This is a genomic window from Rhodococcus sp. WB1 (assembly GCF_001700945.1).
GTDB classification, from domain to species: Bacteria; Actinomycetota; Actinomycetes; order Mycobacteriales; family Mycobacteriaceae; genus Rhodococcus; species Rhodococcus aetherivorans.
Genome location: NZ_CP015529.1, coordinates 3,050,535 through 3,073,645, shown reverse-complemented (window position 1 = coordinate 3,073,645; position 23,111 = coordinate 3,050,535). Strand labels below are relative to the sequence as shown.

Annotated in this window: 21 protein-coding genes; 13 read left to right on the top strand and 8 right to left on the bottom strand. The window is 71.7% G+C overall.

Features of this window, described 5'->3' with window-relative positions; translation table 11 throughout:
• Positions 1 to 13: 13 nt before the first annotated feature.
• The 5 genes from A4U64_RS13575 to A4U64_RS13555 all read right to left on the bottom strand — a co-directional run bounded on the left by A4U64_RS13575 (position 14) and on the right by A4U64_RS13555 (position 5,557).
• Positions 14 to 949 (bottom strand): D-isomer specific 2-hydroxyacid dehydrogenase family protein, encoded by a 936-nt coding sequence (locus A4U64_RS13575; protein WP_006937219.1) that lies wholly within the window; start codon positions 947 to 949, stop codon positions 14 to 16.
• A 49-nt stretch (positions 950 to 998) separates the two neighbouring features.
• Entirely contained in the window at positions 999 to 1,394 is a 396-nt protein-coding gene (locus tag A4U64_RS13570) for an ectoine synthase (RefSeq protein WP_006937217.1), read from the bottom strand.
• Positions 1,395 to 1,449: 55 nt separating this feature from the next.
• Entirely contained in the window at positions 1,450 to 2,730 is a 1,281-nt protein-coding gene (ectB, locus tag A4U64_RS13565) for a diaminobutyrate--2-oxoglutarate transaminase (protein WP_065922660.1), read from the bottom strand.
• A gap of 43 nt (positions 2,731 to 2,773) precedes the next feature.
• The gene (ectA, locus tag A4U64_RS13560; RefSeq protein ID WP_006937213.1) at positions 2,774 to 3,205 is read right to left on the bottom strand and encodes a diaminobutyrate acetyltransferase; all 432 of its coding nucleotides are present in this window, start codon (positions 3,203 to 3,205) and stop codon (positions 2,774 to 2,776) included.
• A gap of 249 nt (positions 3,206 to 3,454) precedes the next feature.
• Positions 3,455 to 5,557 (bottom strand): RecQ family ATP-dependent DNA helicase, encoded by a 2,103-nt coding sequence (locus A4U64_RS13555; RefSeq protein WP_006937211.1) that lies wholly within the window; start codon positions 5,555 to 5,557, stop codon positions 3,455 to 3,457.
• Between the two features lie 466 nt (positions 5,558 to 6,023).
• On the opposite strand from A4U64_RS13555, the gene A4U64_RS13545 reads away from it, so the two are divergent.
• Complete coding sequence (locus tag A4U64_RS13545) at positions 6,024 to 7,577, top strand: acetyl-CoA hydrolase/transferase family protein (RefSeq protein WP_029543155.1); 1,554 nt, start codon at positions 6,024 to 6,026, stop codon at positions 7,575 to 7,577.
• A 20-nt stretch (positions 7,578 to 7,597) separates the two neighbouring features.
• On the opposite strand, the gene A4U64_RS13540 is transcribed toward A4U64_RS13545, so the two are convergent.
• Entirely contained in the window at positions 7,598 to 8,197 is a 600-nt protein-coding gene (locus A4U64_RS13540; RefSeq protein WP_065922658.1) for a DUF3515 domain-containing protein, read from the bottom strand.
• 145 nt (positions 8,198 to 8,342) lie between these two features.
• Between A4U64_RS13540 and A4U64_RS13535 the strand changes: the two genes are divergently transcribed.
• The 3 genes from A4U64_RS13535 to A4U64_RS13525 are packed head-to-tail and all read left to right on the top strand — an operon-like array spanning position 8,343 to position 10,481.
• Positions 8,343 to 9,254, top strand: coding sequence for a thiamine-phosphate kinase (locus tag A4U64_RS13535; RefSeq protein ID WP_065923491.1), 912 nt, complete (start codon positions 8,343 to 8,345; stop codon positions 9,252 to 9,254).
• Between the two features lie 10 nt (positions 9,255 to 9,264).
• On the top strand, positions 9,265 to 9,786 hold the full coding sequence (locus A4U64_RS13530) for a gamma carbonic anhydrase family protein (RefSeq protein ID WP_006938031.1): 522 nt from the start codon (positions 9,265 to 9,267) through the stop codon (positions 9,784 to 9,786).
• A 17-nt stretch (positions 9,787 to 9,803) separates the two neighbouring features.
• Positions 9,804 to 10,481: a uracil-DNA glycosylase gene (locus A4U64_RS13525; protein WP_006938032.1), complete on the top strand. Its 678-nt coding sequence runs from the start codon at positions 9,804 to 9,806 to the stop codon at positions 10,479 to 10,481.
• Positions 10,482 to 10,492: 11 nt separating this feature from the next.
• Here A4U64_RS13525 and A4U64_RS13520 read toward each other — a convergent pair whose 3' ends face one another.
• Entirely contained in the window at positions 10,493 to 11,284 is a 792-nt protein-coding gene (locus tag A4U64_RS13520; protein WP_065922657.1) for an enoyl-CoA hydratase-related protein, read from the bottom strand.
• A gap of 115 nt (positions 11,285 to 11,399) precedes the next feature.
• Complete coding sequence (gene rpmB, locus A4U64_RS27745; RefSeq protein WP_003939060.1) at positions 11,400 to 11,591, bottom strand: 50S ribosomal protein L28; 192 nt, start codon at positions 11,589 to 11,591, stop codon at positions 11,400 to 11,402.
• A gap of 195 nt (positions 11,592 to 11,786) precedes the next feature.
• Here rpmB and A4U64_RS13515 point away from each other — a divergent pair, with 195 nt between their 5' ends.
• From A4U64_RS13515 to rnc, 9 genes are all read left to right on the top strand, one after another.
• Positions 11,787 to 13,427, top strand: coding sequence for a DAK2 domain-containing protein (locus tag A4U64_RS13515; RefSeq protein WP_050035076.1), 1,641 nt, complete (start codon positions 11,787 to 11,789; stop codon positions 13,425 to 13,427).
• Between the two features lie 60 nt (positions 13,428 to 13,487).
• Complete coding sequence (gene recG / locus A4U64_RS13510) at positions 13,488 to 15,785, top strand: ATP-dependent DNA helicase RecG (RefSeq protein WP_065922656.1); 2,298 nt, start codon at positions 13,488 to 13,490, stop codon at positions 15,783 to 15,785.
• A gap of 184 nt (positions 15,786 to 15,969) precedes the next feature.
• Positions 15,970 to 19,371 carry a pyruvate carboxylase gene (locus tag A4U64_RS13505; protein WP_006938037.1) on the top strand — a complete coding sequence of 1,134 codons (3,402 nt, stop codon included), beginning with the start codon at positions 15,970 to 15,972 and terminating at the stop codon, positions 19,369 to 19,371.
• Between the two features lie 25 nt (positions 19,372 to 19,396).
• The gene (gene rsmD / locus A4U64_RS13500) at positions 19,397 to 19,960 is read left to right on the top strand and encodes a 16S rRNA (guanine(966)-N(2))-methyltransferase RsmD (protein ID WP_050035077.1); all 564 of its coding nucleotides are present in this window, start codon (positions 19,397 to 19,399) and stop codon (positions 19,958 to 19,960) included.
• Complete coding sequence (coaD, locus tag A4U64_RS13495) at positions 19,957 to 20,451, top strand: pantetheine-phosphate adenylyltransferase (RefSeq protein ID WP_006938042.1); 495 nt, start codon at positions 19,957 to 19,959, stop codon at positions 20,449 to 20,451. Before rsmD ends, coaD begins: the two co-directional genes overlap by 4 nt.
• 192 nt (positions 20,452 to 20,643) lie before the next feature.
• Complete coding sequence (locus A4U64_RS13490; RefSeq protein WP_006933622.1) at positions 20,644 to 21,405, top strand: DivIVA domain-containing protein; 762 nt, start codon at positions 20,644 to 20,646, stop codon at positions 21,403 to 21,405.
• A 122-nt stretch (positions 21,406 to 21,527) separates the two neighbouring features.
• Positions 21,528 to 22,142, top strand: coding sequence for a YceD family protein (locus tag A4U64_RS13485; RefSeq protein ID WP_006933624.1), 615 nt, complete (start codon positions 21,528 to 21,530; stop codon positions 22,140 to 22,142).
• Positions 22,143 to 22,144: 2 nt separating this feature from the next.
• A complete protein-coding gene (gene rpmF / locus A4U64_RS13480) occupies positions 22,145 to 22,327 on the top strand; it encodes a 50S ribosomal protein L32 (protein WP_003939052.1) in 183 nt (60 codons plus the stop codon).
• Positions 22,328 to 22,347: 20 nt separating this feature from the next.
• Positions 22,348 to 23,109: a ribonuclease III gene (gene rnc, locus A4U64_RS13475; RefSeq protein ID WP_029543170.1), complete on the top strand. Its 762-nt coding sequence runs from the start codon at positions 22,348 to 22,350 to the stop codon at positions 23,107 to 23,109.
• The last annotated feature ends 2 nt before the right edge of the window (positions 23,110 to 23,111 follow it).

Here is a 23,111-nt window from a genome sequence, read left to right as displayed (position 1 = left end):
GGGTAGCGGCGTGTCAGTACCCGGCGCTCGGGTCGACGACCGCGGCGAGATCGAGGCCGGTCGCGAAGCGCGTGACGTTCTCGGTCACGTGCTCGGCGAACGCGGGGATGCGCAGCGCCGGGGGATTGGAGTCGTGCGGGGTGATCATGGCGTTGCGCAGCGACCACAGCGGGTGCCCGTCCGGCAGCGGTTCCGGGTCCGTGACGTCCAGGCCCGCGCCCGCGATGACGCGGCGGCTCAGGGCGTCCACCAGCGCGTCGGTGTCGACGAGGCTGCCGCGGGCAACGTTGATCACCCAGGCGGTCGGCTTCATCGCGGCCAGCTCGTCGGCGCCCACCAGTTGCTCGGTCTCGGCCGTGGCGGGGGCGGCGATCACGAAATGGTCTGCGCGGGGCCATACTTCGTCGATCCGTGCGACGGGGACCGTCTCCACGGCGCCCGGGACGGGGCGGCCGCTGCGGGTGACCGCGAGCGCCTGGGCGCCGAGCGAACCGAGCATGGGGATCAGGGCCCGGCCGATGCCACCCGCGCCGATGATCCCGACGGTGGCGCCGCGCAGGGTGCCCAGCTGGGGGTAGAACACGCTCGGCGTCCACGACGTGGCCGCCAGGTGGTCGGGCAGCGCCCGCACGCCGGCGAGCAGCAGCATGAGCGCGTGTTCGGCGACCGTCGCGGCGAACGCCCCGGCGGCCGACGTCCACGTCACCTGGGGGTGAGCGCGGATGACGCCGGCGTCGAACCAGTCCTCCACGCCGGCGGCGGGCAGCTGAACCCACCGCACCGACGCCGGCAGCACCGCGGGGAACTCGTCCGGTCCGGCGGTCCAGACCACCGCGTCCGGGCGGTCGTCGAACCCGCACACGCGACCGCCGCCGGCCCCGATCGCCCGGTCGAACACGATGTCCGGGGCGGGGCCGACGGCGATGCGCGGCTGTCGCTCGTAGGTCATGGCTCCGACTCTAGGCGCGAACGCCCGGCCGGTCACTCGCTGCGGGCACTCAGACGACCTCGACGAGGGGGTACACGCCGTTCTCGTCGTGGACTTCCCGGCCGGTGACCGGCGGGTTGAACACGCAGAACATGCGCATCCGGGTGTCCGGCTCGACGCGGTGCCGCTCATGGCCGTTGAGCAGGTACATCGTGCCGGGTGCGAGCGGGTACACGGTGCCGGTCTCGAGGTCGGTGAGGGTGCCGGTGCCCTCGATGAGCCACACCGCCTCGATGTGGTTCGCGTAGTGGAACTCGTTGACGGTGCCGGCCTCGATCGTGGTCTCGTGGAACGAGAACCCGACCTTGTCGCCGCCGAGCACGATGCGCTTGCTGCGCCAGTTGCCGTTGTCCGACGTGATGTCGCGCTCGGTGCCGGTGATTTCCTCGGTGGTACGGACGATCATACGTAAGTCCTTCGGAAGCTTGTCTTCTCGTGCATGGGTCGACGGCGGCCGGGGGTCAGGCCCGGACCACCGAGGTGGCCTCGCACAGGATGTTCAGACCGTGCTCGAGCTCGTCGTCGCTGATCGTCAGCGGCGGAAGCAGCTTGACGACCTCGTCGGAGGGGCCGGAGGTCTCCGCGAGCAGGCCCTGCTCGAACGCGAGGGCGCACACCTTCTGTGCGTCGTTCGGCTCGTCGAAGACCAGGCCCTGAACCATGCCGCGACCGCGGGTGGAGACGCCGTCGAACATGTCGGACAGGTTCATGAAGGTCTGCCGGATCCGCTCGCCCTTGCGCAGCGTCTCGCGCTCGAGGTGGTCGTCGGCCCAGTAGTGCTGCAGCGCCCTCGCCGCGGTGACGAACGCCGGGTTGTTGCCGCGGAACGTGCCGTTGTGCTCGCCCGGGCCCCACACATCGAGGTCGCGCTTGAACAGCGTGAGCGCCAGCGGCAGGCCGTACCCGCCGATCGACTTCGACAGGGTCACGATGTCCGGGGTGATCCCGGCGACCTCGAACGAGAAGAACGGGCCGGTGCGGCCGCAGCCCATCTGCACGTCGTCGACGATGAGCAGGATGTCGCGCTCGGCGCACAGATCCGCGAGGGCACGCAGCCACTCGGGGCGGGCGACGTTCACGCCGCCCTCGCCCTGCACGGTCTCCACGATCACCGCCGCCGGGCGGTTCAGACCGCTGCCGGAGTCGTCGAGCACGCGGGAGAACCAGTGGAAGTCCTCGGTGACGCCGTCGAAGTAGTTGTCGAACGGCATCGGGGTGGCGTGCACCAGCGGCACACCGGCCCCGGCCCGCTTCATGGAGTTGCCCGTCACCGACAGCGCACCCAGGGTCATCCCGTGGAATGCGTTGGTGAAGTTGATGATCGACTCGCGGCCGGTGACCTTGCGGGCGAGCTTGAGCGCCGCCTCGACCGAGTTGGTGCCCGTCGGGCCGGGGAACTGGACCTTGTAGTCGAGGCCGCGGGGGGCCAGGATGTGGCTCTCGAACGACTCGAGCAGTTCCCGCTTGGCGACGGTGGACATGTCGAGGCCGTGGGTGATGCCGTCACCCATGATGTAGTCCACGAGCGCGGTCTTCAGGACCGGGTTGTTGTGCCCGTAGTTGAGGGCTCCCGCGCCGGCGAAGAAGTCGAGGTAGTCCTTGCCGTTCTCGTCGCGGAGCCACGATCCGGACGCCGTTTCGAACACGGTCGGCCAGCCGCGGCTGTAGCTGCGCACCTCGGATTCGAGGTAATCGAAAACGCTGTGCTTGGCGGGGGTTTCGGGGTGCTCCAGGATGGTCATTCGTCGTCCTCCTGCGGCGAATTCGCTTTCGCCGGTCGTGTATTCATTCGCCGATCGTGTAGAGATCCTCGGCCATGTGGGAATCGGGAAAATCCGAAGGGGTGAACAATTCGCTCCGGGTGATGCGCAGTCCGCGTCGCCGGGCGAGCGCGGTGAACAGCGCGATGGACGCCTCGTTGTCCGGGCTGACGGTCGTCTCGAGCCGGTTCACGCCGGTGTCGGCGAGCCGGTCCCACAGGCTGTCGAGCATCCGGCCGGCGATGCCGCGGCCGCGTTGGGCCTGGTCGACGGCCACCTGCCAGACGAACAGCGTGTTCGGCGACTCGGGACGGCGGTAGCCGCTGACGAAACCCACCGCCTCGTCGTCCCCGCCGGTGGCGACGACCGAGGTCGCCGCGAAATCGCGGCACCAGAGCACGTATGCATAACTGGAATTGACGTCGAGCACTTTCGAATCACGCGCGATCTGCCACATGCGAATTCCGTCGGAAATACGCGGTGCGCGGAAATTCGGCTCGGTCGGCGCGCTCGCCGTTTCGGCGGGCGTACGGGGCGGGGTACTTCTCTGCGTCACAGGCGTCATAAGCGGTCTCGAACCTAACAACTTCGTGGGCGGGATTCACCCGCCTTGTCGGGATCCGTCGCCGGGTACCCCGGCTCCGCGCAGGTGAGACACCCATGTGAGAAGAGTCACTTCGTGTAGCGCCCGGGCCGAGCGCGGCGATTATTTCGGGCTCGCCAGCGCCAGCGGCAGCACCGCGGAGGCCCCGGCCCGGATCAGGGTCCGCGCCGCCATCGTCATCGTCCAGCCGGTGTCGGTGACCGCGTCGACGAGCAGGATCGGCCCCCGGGTTCCGCTGAGGTCGGGGCTCTCCCACGCGTCCACGAGGCCGGCGATCCGGTACGCCGAGTTCGCTGCCGTCACCGGGGGCCGGCCGGGCCGGGCACGCAGCACGCCGAGATCCTCGAGCCGGCCGAGCTGCGCCAGCCGCGCCGCGAGGGAACCGACCAGGCGAGGATGGGTCGCCGACTCCACGGCCATCACCGCGGTCGGGCGATCCGACCAGTCCCACGCCTTGAGCACCGCCACGGCGGCCTGCACCACCGCGTCGGGCACCGGCGCGTCGGGGCCGTCCAGCAGCGCCCGCAGCCGCGGACCCCATCCGAGGTCCGACAGCCGGCCGAGTACCCGGCCCGGCTCGGGCCCGTCGGTGATCTTCCCGGACAATGCCACGCCGAGTTTGGCCATTCCCGTCGGCCACTGCCGCCGCGGCGGCAGGTCCACCCCCGGCCGGTCCAGCCGGGCCCGCACCCGGCCCAGCTCGGTGTCGTCGACGTCCGCCGGCCACCGCGCCCCGCAGCAGTTGTCGCACCGCCCGCAGCCCGGGGTGTCGGACGTCAGGTCGGGATCGTCGAGCTGGGTGCGCAGGAACACCATCCGGCACCGGGTGGTCCGCTCGTACTCGAGCATCGCCTCCTGCTCGGCCTCGCGGGCCCGCTCGAGCGTCGCGTACCGGGCGGCGTCGTACTCCCAGGGCACGCCGGTGGCGATCCAGCCGCCCTTCACCCGGCGTACCGCACCGTCCACGTCGAGCACCTTGAGCACCATCTCCAGCCGGGACCGGTTGAGGTCGACCAACGGCTCGAGGGCCTGCGTGGACTGCGGCCGCTCCGGCTCGAGCACCTCGATCACCCGCCGCACCACCTCCTCACCCGGGAAGGCCACCGACGCGAACCAGCTCCAGATCTGCCGGTCCTCGGGGCCCGGAAGCAGGATCACCTCCGCCCGCTCGGTCGCACGGCCCGCGCGACCGACCTGCTGGTAGTAGGAGATGGGTGAGGACGGTGCTCCCAGGTGCACCACGAACCCGAGGTCCGGCTTGTCGAAACCCATGCCCAGGGCCGAGGTGGCGATCAGGGCCTTGACCCGGTTGGCGAGGAGGTCCGCCTCCAGCTGCTCCCGCTCGGCCGGATCGGACTGCCCCGTGTATGCCGCGACGGTGTGACCGTGCTCGGAGAGCAGCGCGGCCAGGTCGTGCGCGGCCGACACGGTGAGGGTGTAGACGATCCCGGAACCGGGCAGCTCGTCGAGGTGCTGGGCGAGCCACGCCGCCCGGCGCGCGGGCTCGTCGATCCGCAGCACCGACAGGTGCAGCGACGGCCGGTCGAGACCACCGCGCAGCACCAGGGTCTCGCCCGTGCCCTCCCCGACGCCGAGCTGCGCGGCCACGTCCGCCACGACCCGGTCGTTCGCGGTCGCGGTGGTCGCGAGCACCGGAATGCCCTCGCCGATTTCGGTGACGAGGGTGCGGATGCGCCGGTAGTCCGGCCGGAAGTCGTGTCCCCAGTCCGAGACGCAGTGCGCCTCGTCGACCACCACCAGTCCGGCGTCGCGGGCGAGCGCCGGCAGCACCTGGTCGCGGAAGTCCGGGTTGTTGAGCCGCTCCGGGCTGACGAGCAGGACGTCCACCGCGCCCTCGGCGACCTGCCGGTGGATCTCCTCCCACTCGGTGACGTTGCCGGAATTGATCGTGGCCGCGCGGACGCCCGCGCGCTGCGCCGACTCGACCTGGTTGCGCATCAGGGCCAGGAGCGGGGAGACGATCACGGTCGGCCCGTGCCCGTGGGCGCGGAGCAGCTTGGCGGAGATGAAGTAGACGGCCGACTTGCCCCAGCCCGTGCGCTGCACGACCAGCGCTCGCCGGCGATGCACCACCAGTGCCTCGATGGCGCTCCACTGGTCCTCCCGCAACCGGGCGCCGGGTCCCGCGAGGTCGCGGAGCAGTCGTTCGGCTTCGTCGCGCAGATCCGTGGTGGCGGTGCTCATGGGACCTATCGTGCCGGACGAGGGCGACACCGTCCGTGCCGGACGAGGGCGACACCGTCCGTGCCGGACGAGGGCGACACCGCCGCGCCGCCGCGAGGGGCGTCCGCGCCGGCCGTGGCGTTCGCTTCGGGGACGAACGTGCCGTGTTGCGCGACGAACGGGGTCGTTCCATCGGCGAACGACCCGTCGGTCCCGTCGGGCCGCCGCCGCCCGGCCCGGCGGCGGCGCGGCACGTCGGTCGCGCCGGAGTCGTCGGCGCCACGGTCGCCCCGACCCGGAGCCGCTGCGCTCGTTGCAATCGAACCGACTGCGAGACAGTTGCTTTCGAGGACCGGTGGGACGGCGGTTCGTTCGGCCGGGGGCCGTGGGTGCGGCACGCGGCGGGGTGAGTGGTCCGCGCCCCATCCGGTCCGCCGCTGTGACGGAGGCGTCGTCGGCCGCCGGACGTGCTCGTACCCTGTTCGTTATGCAGACGCAGTTCCTCCGCCCCGCATCCGACTCCTCTCCGAGCCGAATCGACCATCCGGCGTTCCGGCAGAAGGTCGTGTCGGCGGAGGAAGCCGTCCGCTGGATCCAGCCCGGCCACACCGTCGCCATCAGCGGTTTCGCCAGTGCCGGCACGCCGAAGGCGATCACCCCGGCGCTCGCGGAACGCATCGGGGCCGCGCGCGCCGCCGGCACCGACTTCACGGTCAACCTCCTCACGGGCGCGTCGGTCTCCGCCGAGACCGAGCGGATGCTGTCGGAGGTGGCCGGCATCTCCCTGCGGATGCCGTACCAGGCCGAGCCCACCGCCCGCCGCAACATCAACAACGGCCGCATGGACTACGTGGACATCCACCTGTCCCACGTCGCCCAGCAGGTCTGGGAGGGCTACTACGGGCACGTCGATGTCGCGGTCGTCGAGGTCTCCGGCGTCACCGAGACCGGTGAGCTGATCCCGTCCGCGTCGATCGGCAACAACAAGACCTGGCTCGACGTCGCCGAGAAGGTGATCCTCGAGGTCAACTCGTGGATTCCGGCCGCGATGACGGGCATCCACGACGTGTACTACGGCACCGCGCTGCCGCCGCACCGCAAGCCGATCATGCTCACGGACGTCGAGGACCGCATCGGCCAGAGCACGTTCCGCGTCGACCCGGACAAGGTCGTCGCCGTCGTCGAGACCCACGCCCGCGACAGCGCCAGCCCGCTGACCCCGCCGGACGCGGTGAGCCAGGCGATCGCCGCGCACGTGCTCGACTTCTTCGAGCACGAGATCTCCCGCGGCCGGCTGCCCGCGGACACGCTCCTGCCGCTGCAGTCCGGCATCGGCAACGTGGCCAACGCCGTCCTCCAGGGTCTCGATGCCGGTCCCCACAAGGGTCTGACCTGCTACTCCGAGGTCATCCAGGACGGGATGCTGCACCTGATCAAGCACGGCACGGTCCGCTTCGCGTCCGCCACGTCGCTGGCGCTGAGCGAGGCCGGAATCGACGAGCTGGTGTCGAACATCGACTTCTACCGCGAGCACATCGTGCTGCGCCCTCAGGAGATCAGCAACCACCCCGAGATCGTGCGCCGCCTCGGCATCATCGCGATGAACGGCATGCTCGAGGCCGACATCTACGGCAACGTCAACTCCACCCACGTCATGGGCACCAAGATCATGAACGGGATCGGCGGATCCGGCGACTTCGCCCGCAACGGCTACCTGTCGATGTTCCTGAGCCCCTCCACCGCGAAGGGCGGCAGCATCTCGTCGATCGTGCCGATGGTGCCGCACGTGGACCACACCGAGCACGACGTGCAGGTCCTCGTCACCGAGCAGGGACTTGCGGACCTGCGCGGATTGTCGCCGCGGCGCCGCTCCCGGGTCGTCGTCGACAACTGCGCCCATCCGGACTACCGGGACATGCTGCACGACTACGTCGACCGGGCCGAGGCCGTGCCCGACGCCGGGCACACCCCGCACCTGCTCGGCGAGTCCCTGTCCTTCCACCAGCGTTTCTTGGAGTCGGGATCCATGCTGGCACAGTAGGTTCCGAGGGGCCGGCGCCGTCAGCCGCCGGCGACCGGCGCGGGGTCGATCGGCTGTTGCGGGAGCGACTGCGTGACCGCCGCCGATATCGTCTGCAGCGGAGTCGGACCCGAGCCGTTCGGCACTGTCAGCGCCACGTACACCGGGCGGTCCACGACGAACCACGTGCTCGCATCGATGCCCTCCGCGGCGCCGGACACCTCGAACCACTGGACGCCGTCGACCACCTGCAGCGCCGCCGCCTGATCGAACTCCGCCGGTCGCTCGAGCCCGCACCGCAGCACCACCGGCTCGCCCTCGACGGGCTGCCAGGCCGCGGCCCCCACCGGGGCCGGGTCGGCCAGCTCCGCGCGGCGGAGGTCGCCGACCTCCTCGGGCAGCGCCCCCAGCAGCGCCGCGCACTCCGGGGACTTGGCCTGCGGCGCCACCACCGGCCCCAGTGCTACGGGCGCCAGCTCCGGGGTGCGGTTCGCCAGCACCGCCGCCACCACGATGCCGATCAGCAACGCCACCGGCAGCGCGACGGCCGTGGCGATCAGGGCGGGACTGCGGTGGTGTTCGGCGTCGCCGGCGGGGGCGGGGTCGGGGTCGGGGTCGGGGGAGACTGTCGGCTCGGTCATAATCTCTCGAATTTGCGGGGACGGTAGCGTGGTCGAAACTACCGTGACCACCGACGCCCGCACCCCACCGACCCACGAACGGGAGGACCGCATCACCGCGCCCGACCGCACCGGCCCCACCGTCGCCGACCTCGGCGAGTTCCCCGTGATCGACCGTGCGGTCGCCGGGCGTCGCCAGCCCGCCACCACGCTCGTCGGACCGGGCCACGACGCGGCCCTCGTCGCCGCCGCCGACGGGCGCGTCGCCGTCTCCACGGACATGCTCGTCGAGGGTCGGCACTTCCGGCTCGACTGGTCCACCCCCCGCGACGTCGGGCGCAAGGCCGTCGCCCAGAACGGCGCCGACGTCGCCGCGATGGGCGCGCGCCCCACCGCCTTCCTCGTCGGGCTCGGCTGCCCGCCGGACACCCCGGTCGACGTGCTCGACGGTGTCTCCGCCGGGATCGGCGAGGCCGCGGAGGCGCTCGGCGCCGGCGTCGTCGGCGGCGACCTGGTGCAGGCGTCGCAACTGATCGTCGCGGTGACCGTCCTCGGCGACCTCGACGGGCGCGCGCCGCTCCTGCGGTCTGCGGCCCGGCCCGGCGACACCGTCGCGCTGGCCGGATCCACCGGGCGCTCCGCCGCCGGGCTGGCCGTGCTCACCGCCGGCCTCGCCGGCCACCCGGACCTGGTGGCCGCCCACCAGGTGCCGGCGCCCCCGTACGCCGCGGGACCCGCGGCGGCGGCCGGCGGCGCCCACGCCGCGACCGACATCTCCGACGGCCTGCTCGCCGACCTCGGGCACATCGCCGCCGCATCCGGCGTCGCGATCGACGTCTCGCGCGAGCTGCTCGAACCCGGCGCCGAGCTGCGGGCCGCCGCCGCGGAACTCGGGGCCGACGTATGGGAGTGGGTGCTCACCGGCGGCGAGGACCACGCCCTTGCCGCGTGCTTCCCGCCGCACGTGCCGCTGCCGGCGGGCTGGCGGCCCGTCGGCACGGTGCGCGAGGGCGGCGGCGTCACCGTCGACGGCCACGGCCGGCCGGGTCCCGGAGGCTGGCAGAGCTTCTCGAGATAGGTTTCACAGCATGGCTGTGTATGCGCTCGGCGACCGTGTGCCCGATATCCATCCCGACGCCTGGGTCCACCCCGATGCGGTGGTCATCGGCAACGTCACCCTCGGCGCCCGCGCCTCGGTGTGGCCCACCGCGGTCCTGCGCGGTGACTACGGCCGGATCGTCGTCGGCGCCGAGAGCAACATCCAGGACGGGACGATCATCCACTGCACCGCCGTCGACGCCACCGTCATCGGCGCCGGCACCGTGGTCGGCCACAACGCCCACATCGAAGGCTCCACCATCGGCGACGGCTGCCTGATCGGGTCCGGTTCGCTCGTGCTCAACGGCTCCGCCGTCGGCGACGGGGCGATCGTCGCGGCCGGCGCGCTCGTGGCCCCGCGTTTCCAGGTGCCGCCGCGGTCCATGGCGATCGGCGTACCCGCGAAGATCCGGGAGGGTTACGAGGTGCCGGAGGGCCACGTCGACGCCAACGCCAAGATGTACGCGGCGAACGCCGAGTACTACCGCAGCGCGCTGCGCAGGATCGACTGAGGGGCCGGGCACCACCGATGGCTGTACGACCCCTGCCGGAGATCGTCGAGGAAGGCTGGGCGCGGGCGCTGGCTCCCGTTGCCGCCGACATCGCCGCGATGGGCGACTTCCTGCGCGCCGAGAACGCCGCCGGACGCGGCTACCTGCCCTCCGGCGCGAACGTGCTGCGGGCCTTCACCCAGCCGTTCGACCGGGTGAAGGTGCTCATCGTCGGCCAGGATCCGTATCCGACGCCGGGTCATGCCGTCGGACTGAGCTTCTCGGTCGCGCCGGAGGTGCGTCCGGTGCCGCGCAGCCTGGCCAACATCTACCGCGAATACAGCGACGACCTCGGCCTGCCGACACCACCCAACGGCGACCTCACACCGTGGTCGGCACAGGGGGTGCTGCTGCTCAACCGCGTCCTGACGGTGCAACCCGGCCAGCCGGCGTCGCATCGGGGCAAGGGCTGGGAGAGCGTGACCGAGCAGGCGATCCGGGCGCTCGTCGCCCGCACCGCGCCGCTCGTCGCGATCCTGTGGGGCCGCGACGCGGCCACCCTCGAACCGATGCTCGGCGACGTGCCCACCGTGAAGTCGGCGCACCCGTCGCCGCTGTCGGCCTCCCGCGGGTTCTTCGGGTCCCGCCCCTTCAGCCGCGCGAACGCGCTGCTGACCGAGCAAGGCGGGGACCCGGTGGACTGGCGCCTGGCCTGAACGGGCGTGGCTCAGCCGCGGCGAATCGACTCGAAGTCGGGGCGCCGCTTCTCGACGAACGCGTCGACACCCTCGATGCCGGTCGGGCCGTTCGCGGCCGCCGCGATCGCCGCGGCCTCCGCGTCGAGCTGCTCGGACAGCGACCGCCCCGCCGAATCGGCGAGCAGTTGCCGGATCCCGGCGTAGGCGGCGGTGGGGCCGTTCGCGAGGGTGCGGGCCACCCGCATCGCCTCGCCGGGCACCTCGTCGTCGGCGACGAGGCGGCTGAGCACCCCGAGCCGCACGGCCTCGTCGGCGTTCAGGACACAGTCGGTGAGGATGATCTCCCGCGCCCGGGCGACTCCGACGATGCGCGGCAGGGTCCACGACATGCCACCGTCGGGGGTGAACCCGATCGACGGGTAGGCCGGCCGCAGCTTCGTCGAGGGGCCCCCGAGCGCGATGTCGGCGTGCAGCACGATGCTCATGCCCGCGCCCGCCGCCCAGCCCTGGACGGCGGCCACCACGGGCACGCGGGCCGCGTCGAGGGCGCGGACGAAGTCGTGGAACAGGCGTGCGACGTCGCCGACGAACTCGCCGCGGTCGGGCGCGGAGGCGAAGGCGCGGACGTCGCCGCCCGCGCAGAAGTTGGCACCCTCACCGACGAGCAGGACGGCGCCGACCTCGGGGCCGGCGGTGCGCAGGGCCTCGATGCCCTGGGCCATGCCCGCGGGGGAGAGGGACGTGCCGCGCTCGGCGGTCGCCACGGCGATGCGCAGGACGCCGTCCTCGAGGCGGACGTGGGTCAATACTGATTCGGTCACCCGGGGCACCCTACCGGTCGCCCCGCCCGGCGGGTACGGGGTCACGGCGACGATGGCGGAACACGACGAGGCCCCGGCGTCGCAACGCCGGGGCCTCTGTATGCCGAACCGGGGATCAGCCGCGAACGACCTTGCCCGCCTTGAGGCAGGAGGTGCACACGTTGACCTTACGCGTGTTGCCCGGGGCAACCTGAGCGCGCACGCTCTGGATGTTCGGGTTCCAACGACGGTTGGTACGCCGGTGCGAGTGCGAGACCGACTTACCGAAGCCGGGGCCCTTGGCGCATACGTCGCAGACGGCAGCCATAGTCGCGAACTCCTTGGTGAGTAGTGGATATTTTCGTGTCTTCGTCGGCCTGCGAACACGAGGAGGCGTCCGCCATCCGTGCGAGGCAACCCTGCAAGCGTAGCGGGTGGGGGTGGCAATGGCCAAACCGGCCGTCCGACGGGCGCACCGCTACCCTTGCGTCACCGGTTGCGTGGTGGCGAAGGGGGGAAGCAGGTGCTCGAGGTCGGGGAAGCAGTCGACGGGACTGCCCTGCGCCGATGGGTGGATCTCGGGTTGCGGGCGCTCGCCGAGCGCCGCGACGAGATCAACAGCCTCAACGTCTTCCCCGTCCCCGACGGCGACACCGGTACCAACCTGCTCGTCACCCTGCGCTCCGCGGCGGCCGAACTCGACACCTCCGCGGCGGACGCCGAGGACGTCGCCACGATCGTCGGCGCCCTGGCGCGCGGCGCGTTCCACGGCGCCCGCGGCAACTCCGGTGTCCTCCTCGCGCAGATGCTGCGGGGCCTGGCCGACGCCCTCGACGGGGCCGTGGTCGTCGACGGCGCCGCACTCGGGCGCGCCTGGCGGCACGCCGCAGACCTCGTCACCCGCGCGCTGAGCTGCCCCGCCGAGGGCACCATCGTCAGCGTGCTGCACGCGGCCGCCGACGGCGCGCACGCGGCCGGCCGCTCCGGTTCGCTCGTGACGGTGGCGACCGCAGCGGCCGACGCCGCCGCCGAGGCCCTGCAGCGCACCACCGCGCAACTCGACGTGCTGGCCGAGGCCGGCGTCGTCGACGCAGGGGGCCTCGGTCTGCTCCTGCTGCTCGACGCGTTCGTCGAGACGGTGTCGGGCCGGCGTCCGGACCGGGCACCGATCGCGACGTCGAAGCCCGGCGCTCCCGCCCGGCATGGTGGGCACAACGGGCACGAACCCCACCACGGCGGCGATCAGGACTTCGAGGTCATGTACTTCGTCGAGGGCTCCGACACCGCCCGCATGGACACCCTGCGTACCCGCCTCGACGCCCTCGGGGACTCGGTCGCCGTCGTCGGCGACGGCGCCGGCACCTGGTCCGTGCACGTGCACTGCTGCGACGCGGGCGCTGCCGTCGAGGCCGGCCTGGAGGCCGGGCGGCTGCACCAGGTCACCGTCACGTGCTTCGCGCTGGAGGCACAGCAACGGATCGGCGTCGGCCCGGTGGCTTCCGGGGCCGGAAGCCGCTCGGTGCTCGCCGTCGTGGCCGGCGACGGGGCAGCGGAGCTGTTCGAAGCCGAGGGCGCGGCGATCGTGCGGGCGGACGATCCGATCACCCGCCGGCACCTGCTCGACGCGATCCGCCGGCTGGGCAGCCGTGACGTGATGGTCCTGCCCAACGGTGCGCTGCCCGCCCAGGAACTCGTCGCGGTCGGCGCGGCGGCCCGCGACCACCGGCGCGAGGTGATGTTCCTGCCCTGCTCGTCGATGGTGCAGGGACTGGCGTCGCTTGCGGTGCACGACCCGGGCCGCGAGGCCGCCGACGACGCCTTCGCCATGTCCGAAGCGGCCGCCGCGACCCGGTGGGGCTCGCTGCGCATCGCGAACGAGCGGGCCCTGACCTGGGTGGGAACGTGCGAGCCGGGGCACAGCCTGGGCCTGTCGGGTCATGATGTCGTAGTCATCGAGCATGATCTGGTGACGGCGGGAGCGTCGCTGCTCGACAAGGTGCTCGCCGCGGGCGGAGAGCTCGTGACGATGCTCGTCGGCTTCGACGCGCCCGACGGACTCGCCGAGCGACTGACCCGGCACGTCAACGACCGCCACCCCGAGGTGGAGGTGCTGGTGTACCACGGGGGACAGCGCAGCGACCTGCTGCAGCTCGGTGTGGAGTAGCCGGCACAGGAACAGTCGGACGCCGGCCCCCCGGCGTCGATCGGAGCGGAGAGGACGGCAGTGGCGACACTCGCGGACCGACTCGATCATCTTCTCGGCCGCAAGACCGCGGATGCACTCGCCGACTCGTTCGGCATGACCACCGTCGAGGACCTGCTGCGCCACTATCCCCACCGGTACGCCACCCAGGGCGCCGAGCTCGGCGACTCGCAACCGGTCGAGGGCCAGCACGTGACGATCATCGCGCGGGTGGCCAGGGCCGACGAGGTGCGGATGAAGAGCCGGCCCGGCACCCGGCTCGCCGTCGTGCTCGAATCGGACCGGCAGAAGATCGACGTGACCTTCTTCAACCCGCAGAAGGTCAAGTACAACATCAAGCCCGGGGTGCGCGGCATGTTCTCCGGCACCGTCAAGTACTTCCGCGACAAGTGGAGCCTGGCCCACCCGAGCTACATCATCCTGCCCGAGCCTCGCGGCCCCGAGATCGGTGGCGCGGCCCCGCGGCCCACCCGGGTGCGCGGCGCCGGCGCGCTCGCCGGCATGGCCCGCAGTGCCCAGGGCGACGGCGGCATCGACATGTCGATCTTCGATCGGGCCCTCATCCCGATGTACCCCGCAACCCGCGACGTCGAGTCGTGGACCGTGATGCGCTGCGTGCGGCAGATCCTCGATCAGCTCGAGACCGTCGACGACCCGCTGCCCGAGTGGGTGCGTGGCGAGCACGGCCTGATCGGGCTGGACGAGGCGCTGCGCCGCATCCACCTGCCCGACGACCGGGACGACGTCACCGCCGCCCGGGAGCGCCTGCGGTTCGACGAGGCCGCGGCGGTGCAGCTCGTCCTCGCCCGGCGCCGCCACGACGTCGCGGTGCGCACGGCCCCGGCGTGCCCGCGCCGCAGCGGCGGTATCGCCGACGAGTTCGATCGCCGGCTGCCGTTCGAACTGACCGCCGGGCAGCTCGCGGTCGCCGACGAGATCGCGGCGGACCTCGCCGGATCGCACCCGATGAACCGGTTGCTGCAGGGCGAGGTCGGCTCGGGCAAGACGATTGTGGCGCTGCGGGCGATGCTGCAGGTCATCGACGCGGGACACCAGTGCGCACTGCTCGCGCCGACCGAGGTGCTCGCCGCCCAGCATGCGCGCTCGCTGGCGAAGATGCTCGGCGATCTCGCCGCGGCGGGCGAACTCGCCGCCCACGAGCTGGCCACCAAGGTCACCCTCGTGACGGGCTCGATGAGCGCGGTCCGCAAGCGGCAGGCCCTGCTCGACATCGTGAGCGGCGACTCGGGGCTCGTGATCGGCACCCACGCGCTGATCCAGCAGGGCGTCGAGTTCTACGACCTCGGCCTCGTCGTCGTCGACGAACAGCACCGGTTCGGCGTGGAGCAGCGCGACGTGCTGCGCAACCGCGGCCGCGACGGTGCCAGCCCGCACGTGCTGGTCATGACGGCGACACCCATCCCGCGCACCATCGCGATGACCGTCCTCGGCGACCTCGAGGTGTCCACATTGCGGGAACTGCCCCGCGGCCGGTCGCCCATCACCAGCCGGGTCGTGGCGGCGAAGGTGCATCCCAGCTGGGTGGCGCGCGCGTGGGAACGCATCGGCGAAGAGGTCGCGGCGGGCCGGCAGGCGTATGTGGTGTGCTCGCGCATCGGCGACGGCGACAGCGACGAGGACGCCGACCTGGTCGGTTTCGACGAGGCGGAGACGACCGGCGGGCGCGGGGGCAAGGGCAAGCCGCCCGAGACGAAGTCGGTGCTCCAGCAGTTCGAGGAGCTCGCGGGCGGCCCGCTGGCCCACCTGAGGGTCGGGTTGCTGCACGGGCGACTGCCCGCGGACGAGAAGGACGCGGTGATGCGCGACTTCGCCGCCGGGGACATCGACGTGCTGGTGTGCACCACCGTCGTCGAGGTCGGCGTGGATGTGCCCAACGCGACGGTGATGGTGATCGTGGACGCCGACCGGTTCGGGGTCAGCCAGCTGCACCAGCTGCGCGGCCGGGTGGGCCGGGGCGGGCATCCGGGGCTGTGCCTGCTCGTGTCGGATTCGAAGCCCGGCGCGCCCGCCATGGCCCGCCTCGAGGCCGTCGCCGCGACCACCGACGGATTCGCGCTCGCCCAGCTGGACCTGCAGCAGCGCCGCGAGGGCGATGTGCTCGGTGTCGCCCAGTCGGGCACCACCTCGACGCTGCGGATGCTCTCGCTCGTCGACGACGTCGAGGTCATCGCGGCCGCGCAGGCCTTCGCCCGCGCCGTGACCGACCGCGATCCGCGGCTCGAGGAACACCCCGGTCTGGCCCGCATGGTGTCGGCCGCGCTCGACACCGAACGGGTCGCGTATCTCGAGAAGTCGTGAGGTTACGTTCCGCGCACGCCGGGCGCGGCGCTGTTGTGAGGTGACGCCCGCCGCACCCGCGACGTTTCCGGCACGTTAAGGATCCCTCGACCTGCATCGTTTCAGTCGGACAAAGACGTGCATCCGTCCCACGATCTGGGATGCGGACGCCGAACGGAGTGTTACGTCGCGGTACCGTCGTCCAATGTTCTCCAAAGTGCTTGTCGCCAACCGAGGCGAGATCGCGATCCGCGCGTTCCGCGCCGCCTATGAACTGGGTGCCGGGACCGTCGCGGTGTTTCCGTACGAGGACCGCAATTCCCTGCACCGGCTCAAGGCCGACGAGGCCTACCAGATCGGGGAGCAGGGGCATCCGGTCCGTGCGTACCTGTCCGTGGCGGAGATCGTCGCCGCCGCGAAGAAGGCCGGCGCCGACGCGGTCTACCCCGGCTACGGTTTCCTGTCCGAGAACCCGGACCTGGCGGCGGCGTGCGCGGCGGAGGGCATCACCTTCATCGGTCCGTCGGCGCACGTGCTGGAGCTGACCGGAAACAAGGCGCGGGCGATCGCGGCGGCCAAGGCGGCGGGTCTGCCGGTGCTGGCGTCGTCGGAGCCGTCGGCCGATCTCGAGCAGTTGCTCGCGGCTGCCGAGTCCATGGAGTTCCCGATCTTCGTCAAGGCCGTCGCCGGCGGCGGCGGGCGTGGCATGCGGCGCGTGGCCGAGCGTGGCCAGCTGCGGGAGGCGATCGAGGCGGCGTCCCGGGAGGCGGATGCGGCGTTCGGCGATCCCACGGTGTTCCTCGAGCAGGCGGTGGTCGATCCCCGGCACATCGAGGTGCAGATCCTGGCCGACGGACAGGGCAATGTGATGCATCTGTTCGAGCGGGACTGCTCGCTGCAGCGCCGCCACCAGAAGGTCATCGAGCTGGCCCCGGCACCGAACCTCGCCCCCGAGCTGCGCGAGCGGATCTGCGCGGACGCCGTCGCGTTCGCGAAGCAGATCGGTTACAGCTGCGCCGGCACCGTCGAGTTCCTCCTCGATTCCCGCGGCAACCACGTCTTCATCGAGATGAACCCGCGCATCCAGGTCGAGCACACGGTCACCGAGGAGATCACCGACGTCGACCTCGTGCAGGCGCAGATGCGCATCGCCTCCGGTGAGTCGCTGACCGACCTGGGCCTGTCGCAGGACAAGGTCGCGATCCGCGGGGCGGCGCTGCAGTGCCGCATCACCACCGAGGATCCGGCCAACGGCTTCCGGCCCGACACCGGGCGCATCAGCGCGTACCGCACGCCCGGCGGCGCCGGGATCCGTCTCGACGGCGGCACCTCCGTCGGCGCCGAGGTCTCCGCCCACTTCGATTCGATGCTGGTCAAGCTCACGGCCCGCGGCCGCGACCTGCCCACGGCCGTCGCCCGCGCCCGCCGCGCGGTCACCGAGTTCCGCATCCGCGGCGTGTCGACGAACATCCCCTTCCTGCAGGCCGTGCTCGACGACCCGGACTTCCGGGCCGGGAACGTCACCACGTCGTTCATCGACGAGCGGCCGCAGCTGCTGACCGCCAAGACCTCCGCCGACCGCGGCACGAAGATCGTCGAGTACCTCGCCGACGTGACGGTGAACAAGCCGCACGGCGAGCGCCCGACGACGGTGTACCCGCACGACAAGCTGCCGAAGATCGACCTCGACGTCGCCCCGCCGGAGGGTTCGCGGCAGCGGCTGCTCGCCCTCGGCCCGGACGGCTTCGCGAAGGCGCTGCGCGAGCAGAAGGCCCTCGCCGTCACCGACACCACCTTCCGCGACGCGCACCAGTCGCTGCTCGCGACGCGCGTGCGCAGCAAGGATCTGCTCACCGTCGCCGGGCACGTCGCGCGGATGACCCCGCAGCTGCTGTCGATCGAGGCGTGGGGCGGCGCCACCTACGACGTCGCGCTGCGGTTCCTGCACGAGGACCCGTGGGAGCGTCTGGCGGCGCTGCGGGAGGCGATCCCGAACATCAACCTGCAGATGCTGCTGCGCGGCCGCAACACGGTCGGCTACACCCCGTACCCGGAGATGGTCACCCGCGCGTTCGTGCGGGAGGCCACCGACACCGGCATCGACATCTTCCGCATCTTCGACGCGCTGAACAACGTCGACCAGATGCGGCCGGCGATCGACGCGGTCCGCGAGACCGGCACCGCCCTGGCCGAGGTCGCGATGTCCTACACCGGGGACCTCTCCGATCCCGGCGAGACGCTCTACACCCTCGACTACTACCTGCGCCTGGCGGAGCAGATCGTCGAGGCCGGGGCCCACGTGCTGGCGATCAAGGACATGGCCGGGCTGCTGCGCGCACCCGCGGCCGCCACCCTGGTCTCGGCGCTGCGCAGCAACTTCGACCTGCCGGTGCACGTGCACACGCACGACACCCCCGGTGGTCAGCTCGCGACGTACCTCGCGGCGTGGCAGGCCGGCGCCGACGCCGTCGACGGCGCCTCCGCCGCGCTGGCCGGCACCACCAGCCAGCCCGCGCTGTCGGCGATCGTCGCCGCGGCCGCGCACTCGGAGTACGACACCGGTCTGGACCTGCAGGCCGTGTGCGACCTCGAGCCGTACTGGGAGGCGCTGCGCAAGGTGTACGCGCCGTTCGAATCGGGCCTGCCCGCCCCGACGGGCCGGGTGTACACCCACGAGATCCCCGGCGGGCAGCTGTCGAACCTGCGGCAGCAGGCCATCGCGCTGGGTCTGGGCGACCGGTTCGAGGAGGTCGAGGCCAAGTACGCCGCGGCCGACCGGATGCTCGGCCGGCTGGTCAAGGTCACTCCGTCGTCGAAGGTGGTCGGTGACCTCGCCCTGCACCTGGTGGGTTCCGGCGTCGCCAGCGACGAGTTCGCGGCCGACCCGGCCCGCTACGACATCCCGGACTCGGTGGTCGGATTCCTGCGCGGCGAGCTCGGCACCCCGCCCGGCGGGTGGCCCGAGCCGTTCCGCTCCAAGGCCCTCGAGGGCCGCGGCGCCCCCAAGCCCGAGGTGCCGCTGACCTCCGAGGAGGAGAAGGCGCTCGACGACACCTCCAGCGAGCGGCGCGCCACCTTGAACCGGCTGCTGTTCCCCGGCCCGACCCAGGCGTTCCTCGAGCACCGGGACCGCTACGGCGACACCTCGGAGCTGTCGGCCAACCAGTTCTTCTACGGTCTGCGCCGCGGTGAGGAACACCGGGTGCGCCTGGACAAGGGTGTCGAGCTGCTGATCGGGCTGGAGGCGATCTCCGAGCCGGACGAGCGCGGCTTCCGGACCGTGATGTGCATCCTCAACGGGCAGCTGCGCCCGGTCTCGGTGCGCGACAAGTCCGTCGCCAGCGAGGTTCCGGCCGCGGAGAAGGCCGACCGCAACAACCCCGGGCACGTCGCCGCGCCGTTCGCCGGCGCCGTGACCCTCCTCGTCGCCGAGGGCGACCGCGTCGCGGCCGGTGACACCGTCGCCACCATCGAGGCGATGAAGATGGAGGCCGCGATCACCGCGCCGCGTGGCGGCACCGTCACCCGCGTCGCCCTCGCCGGCGTGTCCCAGGTGGAGGGCGGCGACCTGCTGGTCGTCGTGTCCACCGAGGAGAGCGCGGAGTGATCGGACGGTTCTCCGGGACGGTGCGATGACCCGGATCGTGGCCGGCCGGGCCGGGGGGCGGCGCCTGAAGGTGCCGCCCCGCGGGACCCGGCCCACCTCGGAGCGGGTCCGCGAGGCGCTGTTCAGTTCGCTCACGGCCCGGATGGAGCTCGACGGCGCGTCGGTGCTGGACCTGTACGCCGGCTCCGGCGCGCTCGGGCTCGAGGCGCTGTCCCGGGGCGCCGTCCACGCCTTGCTCGTCGAGTCCGACGCGCAGGCCGCCGCCGTGATCCGCCGCAACATCACCGAACTCGGTCTGCCGGCGGTGCTGCGGGCTGCGCCGGTCGCCGCCGTGCTCGGCGGTGCCCCGGACCGGGTCTACGACCTCGTACTCGCCGATCCGCCGTACGCGGTGACCGAGCAGGCGGTGTCCACGATGCTCACCGCCCTCGTCGACGGGGGCTGGGTGGGGGAGGGGTCGGTGGTGGTGCTCGAACGCTCCTCCCGCTCGCCGGAGACGGTGTGGCCGCAGGCCCTCGAACCGGACCGCGTTCGCAAGTACGGCGAGACCCGGATCGAGATCGCTACCTGCTACGGTTCGGACTCATGAGCAGTGCGGTCTGCCCCGGTTCGTTCGACCCCGTGACCAACGGCCACCTCGACGTCATCTCTCGGACTGCCGTGCAGTTCGACGAAGTGACGGTGACCGTCGTGATCAACCCCAACAAGCAGGGAATGTTCTCGGTTCCCGAGCGCATCGAGATGCTCACCGAAGCCACTGCCCACCTGGGCAACGTGCGCGTCGACTCCTGGCAGGGCCTGCTGGTGGACTATGCACGCGCCCACGGCATCACGGCCATCGTCAAGGGCCTGCGCGGCGCCAACGACTTCGACTACGAGCTGCAGATGGCGCAGATGAACCACAAGCTCACCGGCGTCGACACCCTGTTCGTCGCGACCAACCCGGCCTACAGCTACCTGTCGAGCTCTCTCGTCAAGGAGGTCGCCACCTACGGCGGCGACGTCGCCGACATGCTCCCGGCGACGGTGCACAAGCGGCTGCTCGCGCGGATCGCGGAGCGCACAGCGGCGAAGCGCTGATCCGGCACGGCGGCGAAGCGCTGATCCGGCACAGCGGCGAAGCGCTCATCCGGCACAGCGGCCGAGGCTGACCCTGCCCGTTCGATCGCCGACACACCGGGTCCGCGATGCGCGACTCCGGCGGCACCTGCGGCAGACTTGCATCCGGCGGCGGTCGCACCGGCCGCGCCGGGACGACGATTGGGGTGGGGCGTGTACCGGGTATTCGAGGCACTCGACGAGCTGGTCGCGATCGTCGAGGAAGCACGCAGTGTCCCGATGACCGCGAGCTGCGTGGTCCCACGCGGCGACGTACTGGACCTGCTCGACGACGTCCGCGACGCGTTGCCGGCCGAACTGGACGACGCGCAGGACGTCCTGGATCATCGGGACAAGCTCATCGGCGACGCGCGGGCCCAGGCCGACAAGACCGTCGCGGACGCCGACGCGGAGGCCCGCGAGACCCTCGACAACGCCCGCGCCGACGCGGACCGCATGCTCGCCGACGCGAAGGCACAGGCGGACCGGATGGTGCAGGAGGCCCGCGCCCACGCCGACGATCTGCTGCGCGACGCCCAGGCCGAGGCCGACGACACGATCGCCGACGCCAAGGAGCAGTACGAGTCCGTGACGGCCCGCGCGCAGGCGGAGGCCGACCGCATGATCGAGGCGGGCAAGGCCTCGTACGAGCGGTCGGTCGCCGACGGCGAGGCCGAGCAGGCCCGTCTGGTGTCGCAGACGGAGGTCGTGCAGGCCGCCCACGCCGAATCCGCGCGGGTCATCGATGCCGCCCACGCCGAGTCGGATCGGCTGCGGTCGGAATGCGACGAGTACGTCGATTCCAAGCTCGCCGAGTTCGAAGACGTGCTCGGCACGACGTTGCGGTCGGTGGGCCGCGGCCGGCAGCAGCTGCGGACGGGCGCCGGTGTGCCCGACTACACGGAGGCCGAACGCCGGTCCGAGCGGCGCCGCTGACGCATCCGGCTCCCGCGCCGGGCGATTTCGTCGCGCCCGGGTCCGTCGCGTATCGTGGAGTGGTTGCCCGGTCGCCCCGTGGGGGCGGCGTCCGTCACCTGGAAAGAGGAAGAAGCATTCCCGTGTCTGCCCGCCGTCACAGCCCCCAGCATCCCGACCGGGATTCGGGTCTCGTGCTGGACGTACGCTCGCTCGGACGCCGTCCGGGCTCCATGCGCACGGTCCACACGGTGGTACCTGCGCCGTTGCGGATCGGACTCGACTCGATCGCGATCGAGGAAGGCACGGATGTGGAACTCGATCTCCGGCTGGAAGCGGTGTCCGAGGGGGTCCTCGTCACCGGGACCGTCCGTGCCGATACAGTCGGCGAGTGCTCGCGCTGCCTCGAGCCCTTCGAGGACTCGGTGGAGCTGTACCTGACGGAGCTGTTCGCCTACCCGAACAGCGTCACGGAGCAGACCACCGACGAGGACGAGGTCTACCGCCTGGTGGACGACACGATCGACCTCGAGCCGGTCATCGTCGACACCGTCGGACTGGAGCTTCCGCTGCGGCCGTTGTGTAGTGACGACTGTGCGGGACTGTGCCCCGAATGCGGCATTCGCCTGGCGATTGCGGAATCCGGGCACGGGCATGAGAGAATGGATCCTCGCTGGGCTGGGTTGGCAGCCGCTTTCGGCGCAGGCTCCGAAGAACCCAGCAGTGCATCCGACAGCAAGAACAACGAGGAGAAGTAGACGTGGCCGTCCCCAAGCGCAGAATGTCGCGTTCGAACACCCGGTCGCGGCGGAGCCAGTGGAACACCACTGCGCCGACGCTCGTCACCTGCCCGAACCGCGGCTGCGGCGAGAAGAAGCTGCCGCACGTGGCGTGCCCGTCCTGCGGCACCTACAACGGCCGTCAGGTGACCGCTGCCGTCTAGTTCTCGAATTCTGAGACATCGTGACGAGCGATTCGACCACCGCATCCGAGGGCGGCGAAGGGGAACACGCGTCCCTTCTCGCCGCCCTCGGTGTCGATGTGGATCCGGAGCTGCTGACGCTTGCGCTCACGCACCGCTCCTACGCGTACGAGAACGGTGGCCTGCCGACCAACGAGCGTCTCGAGTTCCTCGGCGACGCCGTCCTCGGCCTCACCGTGACCGAGAAGCTGTACCTGTCGCATCCGGACAAGTCCGAGGGTGAACTCGCGAAGATCCGGGCGTCGGTGGTGAACATGCACGCCCTCGCCGAGGTCGCGCGGTCTCTCGGTGACGGCGGCCTCGGGCCGCACCTGCTGCTCGGCAAAGGTGAGGAACTCACCGGTGGCCGCGACAAGCCCAGCATTCTCGCGGACGGCATGGAGTCGCTGCTCGGCGCCGTCCACCTGCAGCACGGTATCGACGTCGCACGCACCGTCGTGCTGCGCCTGTTCGCCGAACTCCTCGAGCGGGGTCCGCGGCTCGGCGCCGGTCTCGACTGGAAGACGAGCCTGCAGGAGCTGACCGCGGAACGAGGCGTCGGCGTGCCGGCGTACGAGATCACCGCCACCGGCCCGGACCACGACAAGGAATTCACCGCGACGGTGATCGTCGCGGGCGACGCCCGCGGTGTCGGCGTGGGTCGGACGAAGAAGGAAGCCGAGCAGAAGGCCGCCGCCGCGGCCTGGCAGAGCCTGTCCGACAGCGACGCCACCCCCACCGGCGCCGCCGCCGACCAGAACTGACC